Here is a 6,621-nt window from a genome sequence, read left to right on the forward strand (position 1 = left end):
ACCAGGACCTCCTCGGCGGCCGCGAGCTGCTCGACCGTTGTCTCGAGGGGTGCCTGCTCGGCGGCGGCGACGATGACGCGGACCTGGCGGGTGGTGATCGCCCCGGTCGCGTAGGCCTGGCGGGCGTGGTGGTACTTGGTGCGCAGCAGCTCGGCGATCCGGGCGCCGCCGGCGAGGACCTCACGGGACTGCCCGGTCAGTGCGGCGGCCCAGGCGTCGGTGCCGGTGGCGGCCTCGGCGTCGGCGACCTGGCGGCGTTCGGCCTCACCGAGCACGTCACCGAGCAGGGCGCAGGCCTCGGCCTCGAGGCCGGAGAGTGCCTGCACCAGGGCGGCGAGGTCGTCGACCGGCTGGTGCTTCAGGTCGCCCTCGCGCGCCGCGGCCATCGCTGCACGAGCGGTCGCGACCGCCTGCGCCACCGGACCGGCCTCCGCTGCCGGGAAGCTGCTCGCGGGCACCCCGGCACCCGGGTCGGGGACCCGGTCGCTGGTGGGGTTCTGGAGCAGCCTCATGCCCACCATTCTCCCAAGCCAAGAGCCGGATGGGAACACCAGTTCGACAATCTGTGGAGAAGTCCCGCGGCGGCTCCATGGGGTCTCGCGTCCGATGTTGCCAAAGGTCATACCTTTGAGGCACCCTCAGGGTGACCGACCCCACACCGAGCCGCTCGGCACCGACCGAGCCCCGCCCCGCCTGGAGACCCGATGGAAGCGATCGCTCCCGCCCACGGCACCGCCACGCTGCTGCTGATCGCAGCCGCCGCGGTCGCCGTCCTGCTGTTCCTGATCATGAAGGTGCGGCTGCACGCCTTCATCGCGCTCGTGCTGGTGAGCCTGCTGACCGCGGTGGCCGCGGGCATCCCGCTGGCGCTGGTGCCCACGGCGTTGACCAGCGGCTTCGGCAGCACGTTGGCGTCGGTGGCGCTGCTGGTCGGCTTCGGGGTGATGCTCGGGCGGCTGCTCGAGATCACCGGTGGCGCCCAGGTGCTCGCCGACACCCTGATCAACCGGTTCGGCGAGGAGCGGGCCCCCTTCGCCCTCGGCGTCGCCGCACTGCTCTTCGGCTTCCCGATCTTCTTCGACGCGGGCCTCGTGGTCTTCCTGCCCATCATCATCACCGTCGCCCGCCGCTTCGGCGGCTCGGTCCTCTACTACGCGCTGCCCGCGGCCGGCGCCTTCGCCGCCATGCACGCGATCGTCCCGCCGCACCCCGGCCCCGTCGCCGCGGGCACCGTGCTGGGCGGTGACATCGGCGTCGTGCTGCTGGTGGGCCTGCCCGTCGCCGTGCTGAGCTGGTACGTCGGCGTCTACCTCGTCTCGCGCTGGCTCGGCGCGCGCATCGACGTGCCGCTGCCCGACCTGCTGCTCGGCCCCGTCAACGGCGGCCGCGACGCCGGCACCGAGGCCGGCACCGGCACCGACGGCTCGACCGGCACCACGACGACCACCGCCACCACCGCGAGCACCACCGTCGCCCCGCCGGCCTTCTCGACCGTCCTGGGGCTGCTGCTCGTGCCGCTGGTGCTGATCGCGCTCAACACCGTGCTGACGACCATGGTCACCGCCGGCACGATCGACGAGGGCAACAGCCTCGTCGAGGGCCTGCAGCTGGTCGGCCAGACCCCCGTCGCCCTGCTGATCACGCTGCTGCTGGCCATCACCACCATCGGTCGGCGCGGTCGCACGCTCTCGGAGACCACGCACGTGCTCGACGAGGCGCTCGGCCCGATCTGCTCGATCATCCTGATCACCGGCGCCGGCGGCATGTTCGGCGGCGTGCTGCGCGCCAGCGGCATCGGCGAGGCGCTGACCAGCTCGCTGTCCGACCTGGGCATGCCGCTGCTGCTGCAGGCCTTCCTGATCGCCACCGCGCTGCGCGTGGCCCAGGGCTCGGCCACCGTGGCGCTGACCACCGCCGCCGGCCTGATCGCCAGCCAGGCAGCGGGCCTGCACGACGTGCGCGTGGCCCTGCTGGTCATCGCGGTGGCCGCCGGCGCGACCGTGCTCTCGCACGTCAACGACTCCGGCTTCTGGCTGGTCAGCCGCTTCTTCGGCATGGACGAGAAGACCACCCTGAAGACCTGGACGGTCATGGAGACCACGCTGGGCCTGTCCGCCTTCGCAGCCGCGGCGGTGCTCTGGCCCCTCAGCGGCCTGCTGCTGTGACCGGGGTCCGCCGCGCCGACGGGTCAGTCGTCGCTGGTGGCGCGCAGCACCTCGGTGCAGATCGCGGTCATCGCCGAGCGGGCCGCCTCCGGCTCGCCGGCGGCGACCGCCTCGGCGACCACCAGGTGCAGGCGCCGGGCCTCGGGCTTGGGGCGCGGCGGCATCAGGTCGTGGTCGGTGCGCCCGCGCAGCACCTCCTCCACCACGTCGCACAGCCCGGCGAACATCTGGTTGCCCGACAGGTGCAGCAGCCGGCGGTGGAAGGCGACGTCGTGCTCGAGGAAGGCCTGCAGGTCGCCGGCCGCGCCGGTGGTCTCCATGTCGTGGGCCAGGCGCAGCAGCGCCGCGCCGTCGTCGGCGGCGGCGTGCTCGGCGGCCAGCGCCGCCGAGGCCGGCTCGACCGCGGCGCGCAGCTGCGAGAGCTCGCGCAGGTGGGCGGTGCGCTGCTCGCCGTCGAGGCGCCAGCGCACCACCGCGGGGTCATAGGAGCTCCAGTCGGTGGCCGGCCGGATGCGGATGCCGGTGCGCCGGCGGCTCTCGACCAGGTGCTTGGAGGCGAGGACCTGCACGACCTCGCGGGCCACGGTGCGCGAGACGGCGTACTCGGCGCCGAGCCACTCGAGGGTGATCACGGTGCCCTCGGCCAGCGAGCCGTCGATGATGCGCGGGCCCAGGCTCGCCAGGACCTCCTCGTGCATCGTCGCCATGTCGGGGAGCCTAGGTCATGAGCGCGGCCTCCCCGGGCCGGACGGGCGCGCTGCCCCATCTCGTCGTGATGGGCGTCTCCGGCACCGGCAAGACGTCGGTGGCGAGCCTGCTCGCCGAGCGCCTCGGTCTGGTCTTCATCGAGGGCGACGCGCTGCACCCCCGGGCCAACGTCGCCAAGATGAGCGCCGGCCAGCCCCTCACCGACGACGACCGGGCGCCCTGGCTGGCCGCGCTGGCCGCCGAGGTGCGCCGCCACGAGGCGGGCGGGGCCGCGACCGTGCTGACCTGCTCGGCGCTGCGCCGGCGCTACCGCGACGCGCTGCGGGCCGGCGACGCACCCGGCACCCGGGTCTTCGTGCACCTCGAGGCGCCGGCCGCGCTGCTGCGCGAGCGGATGGAGCAGCGCGAGCACTTCATGCCCGCCTCGCTGCTGGACTCCCAGCTCGCCACGCTCGAGCCGCTCGGCGCCGACGAGGCGGGGCTGCGCGTCGACGTCAGCGCGCCCCTGGCCGTCGTCGTCGACCGCGTGGTCGAGGCGCTGGTCGCGGGCCGACCGGGGGCCGGACCCCCTGCGGGGGAACCGCTCGTCGGTCCCGGCCGGTAGGAAGGGGGCGTGCCCCACGACCCGAGCGACCACTTCGTCCACGTCCGCGGTGCCAGCGAGCACAACCTGCAGCACGTCGACGTCGACCTGCCCCGCGACGCGCTGGTCGTCTTCACCGGAGTCTCGGGGTCGGGCAAGTCCTCGCTCGCGTTCGGCACGCTCTACGCCGAGGCCCAGCGCCGCTACTTCGAGTCCGTGGCGCCCTACGCCCGGCGGCTGCTGCAGCAGGTCGGCGCACCCCACGTGCAGGAGATCACCGGCCTCCCGCCGGCGGTGGCCCTGCAGCAGCGCCGCGGGGCGCCGAGCTCACGCTCCAGCGTCGGCACCCTGACCACGCTGTCCAACCTGGTGCGGATGCTCTACTCGCGGGCCGGCACCTATCCCGCGGGCGCGCAGCGTCTGGGCGCCGAGGCATTCTCGCCCAACACCACGGCCGGCGCCTGCCCCGAGTGCCACGGGCTGGGGGAGGTGCACGACGTGGCCGAGGACCTGCTGGTCCCCGACCCCTCGATGAGCATCCGCGACGGTGCGATCGCCGCCTGGCCGGGCGCCTGGCAGGGCAAGAACCTCCTGCGGGTGGTGAAGGCCGTCGGCATCGACGTCGACGTGCCCTTCGAGCAGCTCTCGCGCACCGACCGCGACTGGCTGCTCTACACCGACGAGCAGCCGCGCGTGCTGGTCGACCGGCGCGGTGAGCCCGACGACTCGACCGGCCGCGACTACCACGGCACGTTCTGGAGCGCGCGCAAGCACGTGCGGCACGTGCTGGCCGACACCAAGAGCCAGATGATGCGCGACAAGGCCATGCGCTTCGTCCGGGCGGTCAGCTGCTCGGCCTGCGGCGGCACCGGCCTCCAGGCCGACTCGCTCGCCGTGACCTTCCGCGGGCTCACCATCGCCGAGACCAACGCGCTGTCCTTCGTCGACCTGGCCGAGCAGCTGCGACCCGTCGCCGAGCTGGGCGAAGCCGCGGCCGCCACGTCGTCGGCCGACTCGGGGGAGAGCACGGAGGTGGCGGTGCGGCTGTGCGCCGACCTCGTCGCCCGGGTCGACGTGCTGCTCGGCCTGGGCCTGGGCTACCTGTCCCTGGGCCGCAGCTCCACGACCCTCTCGCCCGGCGAGACCCAGCGCCTGCGGATCGCCACCCAGCTGCGCTCCGGGCTCTTCGGGGTCGTCTACGTGCTCGACGAGCCCTCCGCCGGCCTGCACCCCGCCGACGCCGAGCCGCTGCTCGACGTGCTCGACCAGCTCAAGGCCTCGGGCAACTCGCTCTTCGTGGTCGAGCACGACCTCGACGTCGTGCGCCGCGCCGACTGGGTGGTCGACATCGGACCGGGCGCCGGCGAGGGCGGCGGACGGGTGCTCTACTCCGGGCCCGTGGGCGGGCTCGAGGACGTGGCCGACTCCGTCACCGGGGCGCACCTCTTCGGCCGGGTCGAGCCCGTCGAGCGGCAGCGGCGTACGCCGCACGGCTGGCTGCACCTGCGCGGGGTCAGCAGGCACAACCTCGACGACCTCGACGTCGACCTGCCGCTGTGCACCCTCACCGCGGTCACCGGGGTGTCCGGCTCGGGCAAGTCGACCCTGGTCACCCAGGTGCTGGCCGAGCTGGTGCGTCGCCACCTGGGCCAGAAGCCCGACGACGAGGACGACGGCGCGCTCGAGATCGACGTCGACGACGCCACCGGCCTGGAGTCCTTCGACCGGCTTGTGCGCGTCGACCAGCGCCCGATCGGGCGCACCCCGCGCTCCAACCTGGCCACCTACACCGGCCTCTTCGACGCGGTGCGCAAGCTCTACGCCGCCACCCCCGAGGCCCGCGCGCGCGGCTACGGGGCCGGCCGCTTCTCCTTCAACGTCGCCGAGGGGCGCTGCGAGACCTGCCAGGGGGAGGGCTTCGTCTCCGTCGAGCTGCTCTTCATGCCCGGCACCTACGCCCCGTGCCCGGCCTGCGAGGGTGCGCGCTACAACCCGGAGACCCTCGAGATCCGGCACCGCGGCCGCAGCATCGCCGACGTGCTCGCGCTGTCGGTCGACGAGGCCGCCGAGGCGCTCGACGACGTGCCGGCGGCCGTGCGCAGCCTGGCGACGCTGCGCGAGGTCGGCCTGGGCTACCTGCGCCTGGGCCAGCCCGCCACCGAGCTCAGCGGTGGCGAGGCGCAGCGCATCAAGCTGGCCACCGAGCTGCAGCGTGCGCGCCGGGGGCACGCGCTCTACCTGCTCGACGAGCCGACCGCCGGGCTGCACCCGGCCGACATCGCGCTGCTGGTGCACCAGCTGCACCGCCTGGTCGACGCCGGCAACACCGTGGTGGTCGTCGAGCACGACCTGGCCACGATCGCTGGCGCCGACTGGGTGGTCGACCTCGGCCCGGCCGGAGGCGACGGCGGAGGTCGGGTGGTGGCCACCGGCACCCCCGCCGAGGTCGCCGCCGCCGAGGGCAGCGTCACCGCGCCGTACCTGGCCCGGCACCTGGCCCAGCGCGAGGGCGCCCGGGCGGGAGCCTGAGCAATCTCAGGTGTCGTGGCCGCCGAGCTCGGGTGAGACCAGCACCAGTGGCGTGCGTCGGCGCAGCGCCACCGGGAGCGTCGAGCAGGCGACCAGCGCCACGAAGCCGCTGATGATCTTGTCGCCCAGCGAGACGACCATGTTGGACAGCCCGACGGCCACCTCGAGCAGACCGGTCATCTCCACGAAGGTGTCGGTGACGACGTCCTGGCTGTGCCCGACCCCGCCGCCGTAGAGCAGCACGAGCACCGGGATCGCCACGAGGGTGCAGGTCACGGCGACCAGCACGTTGAGGCCCATGAAGCGCAGCAGCGTGCGGCCCATGGCCAAGCGCCGCACGCCGTAGCCCCAGACCAGCGCGCCGGCCATGTTGACCAGGGCGAAGGGGATGGAGGCGGTGCCGCTGACCGCGGTGCCGGCCAGGTTGCTGGTCAGGCCGACGGCGACGCCGTACCACGGCCCGAGGGCGATCGCGGCGACCGCGGTGCCGATCATGTCGAGGAAGATCGGCAGGTGCAGCACGTCGACGACGATGCGACCCGCCAGGTTCACCACCACGCAGAGCCCGGCCAGCACCATCGCCAGCCGCAGGGCGGGCGGGGGCGCCGGCGGCTCGCCGGAGCGCCGCCGGCCCGC

At 74.1% G+C, this 6,621-nt stretch carries 6 protein-coding genes; 3 read left to right on the forward strand and 3 right to left on the reverse strand.

What is annotated here, in order from left to right; genetic code table 11:
* The coding region (locus ABKW28_RS22310) for a hypothetical protein (RefSeq protein ID WP_348613406.1) at nucleotides 1–512 on the reverse strand (512 nt) is incomplete at its 3' end.
* Between the two features lie 192 nt (nucleotides 513–704).
* Here ABKW28_RS22310 and ABKW28_RS22315 point away from each other — a divergent pair.
* On the forward strand, nucleotides 705–2,165 hold the full coding sequence (locus tag ABKW28_RS22315; RefSeq protein WP_348613408.1) for a GntP family permease: 1,461 nt from the start codon (nucleotides 705–707) through the stop codon (nucleotides 2,163–2,165).
* 23 nt (nucleotides 2,166–2,188) lie between these two features.
* Here the strand turns inward: ABKW28_RS22315 and ABKW28_RS22320 are convergent, their stop codons facing one another.
* Complete coding sequence (locus ABKW28_RS22320; protein WP_348613410.1) at nucleotides 2,189–2,872, reverse strand: FCD domain-containing protein; 684 nt, start codon at nucleotides 2,870–2,872, stop codon at nucleotides 2,189–2,191.
* Nucleotides 2,873–2,889: 17 nt separating this feature from the next.
* Between ABKW28_RS22320 and ABKW28_RS22325 the strand changes: the two genes are divergently transcribed.
* Entirely contained in the window at nucleotides 2,890–3,477 is a 588-nt protein-coding gene (locus ABKW28_RS22325) for a gluconokinase (protein WP_348613412.1), read from the forward strand.
* A gap of 9 nt (nucleotides 3,478–3,486) precedes the next feature.
* Nucleotides 3,487–5,985, forward strand: a complete 2,499-nt coding sequence (locus ABKW28_RS22330) for an excinuclease ABC subunit UvrA (protein ID WP_348613414.1) — start codon at nucleotides 3,487–3,489, stop codon at nucleotides 5,983–5,985.
* Between the two features lie 6 nt (nucleotides 5,986–5,991).
* Here ABKW28_RS22330 and ABKW28_RS22335 read toward each other — a convergent pair.
* Nucleotides 5,992–6,621: hypothetical protein (locus ABKW28_RS22335; protein WP_348613416.1), on the reverse strand; the 630-nt coding region annotated here is incomplete at its 5' end.

Origin of the sequence: Nocardioides sp. 31GB23 (genome assembly GCF_040012395.1) — a bacterium.
Taxonomy (GTDB): domain Bacteria; phylum Actinomycetota; class Actinomycetes; order Propionibacteriales; family Nocardioidaceae; genus Nocardioides; species Nocardioides salarius.

What these genes read in the sequence shown, in the direction of transcription:
- ABKW28_RS22315 (WP_348613408.1), top strand. Translation starts at nt 705, where the DNA reads ATGGAAGCGATCGCTCCCGCCCACGGCACCGCCACGCTGCTGCTGATC.
- ABKW28_RS22320 (WP_348613410.1), bottom strand. Translation starts at nt 2,872, where the DNA reads ATGGCGACGATGCACGAGGAGGTCCTGGCGAGCCTGGGCCCGCGCATC.
- ABKW28_RS22325 (WP_348613412.1), top strand. Translation starts at nt 2,890, where the DNA reads ATGAGCGCGGCCTCCCCGGGCCGGACGGGCGCGCTGCCCCATCTCGTC.